The organism is Glycomyces dulcitolivorans (assembly GCF_003265355.1).
Lineage (GTDB): Bacteria > Actinomycetota > Actinomycetes > Mycobacteriales > Micromonosporaceae > Glycomyces > Glycomyces dulcitolivorans.
On record NZ_QFRW01000107.1, the window covers coordinates 1 to 750 of the forward strand.

The following is a 750-nucleotide window of genomic DNA, read 5'->3' on the forward strand; positions in this document are numbered from 1 at the left end:
GCTCGCGCCCCAGGCCCCGCCGCCGCAGTGGCGCGCCCCCGCCGGACCGGGCGCCCCGAACCCGTACGGCTACCAGCCCCCGGCCCAGCCCGGCCCGCCCGCGAACAACCCCGCGAACAACGGCTGGCCCCAGCCGCCGCGCTGAGTCCGAACCCGGCGAGTCCCGTTGCGGCTCAGTCGCACGAGCAGCCGCAGTCGCAGCCGTTGCAGCACCCGTCGCCGTCCGAGTCGCCGCAGCACTGGCAGCACTGACAGCAGTCGCAGCAATCGCAGCAGTTCCGCAGGCAGCCCTCGCGCGACTGGCCCGACCACGGGCCCTGGTAGTGCTCGGCGCAGCACAGCTGGCACGTGCACGCCAGGACCGCGAAACTGCACAGCCCGGCCCAGAAGCCGCGCCGCCGCGAGTGGTAGCGGTCGTCGTGGCGGTAGTCGCGGCGGTCCCGGCGCCGTTCGCGCCGCTCGTCGGGGTGGCGGTAGGACGCGCACGCCGTGCCGAACGTCTTCGACACCGCATGGCGCGCATAGCGGTCCAGCAGCAGCGTCGTCATCGTCCGGTCGACCAGGGCCGCCGACTCCAGCGCCGCCCGCAGGTCGGCGAGCGCCCCGCGCACCAGCGGCCGCGCGCCCTCGACGCCGGTCCCGGTGGCGGCCAACGGATTCCAGGCGCCGCGCGCGGCGTCCTCGTCGAAGTCCTCGGCGGCGTCGAGCAGGTGCGCCAGGCGGCCGAAGGCCGCACCGGCGGCCCGGAAC

At 76.4% G+C, this 750-nt stretch carries 1 pseudogene; it reads right to left on the bottom strand.

Features of this window, described 5'->3' with window-relative positions:
- Positions 1-173: 173 nt before the first annotated feature.
- Positions 174-750 (bottom strand): annotated as a pseudogene (locus DI269_RS12910) (hypothetical protein); the annotation flags it as partial.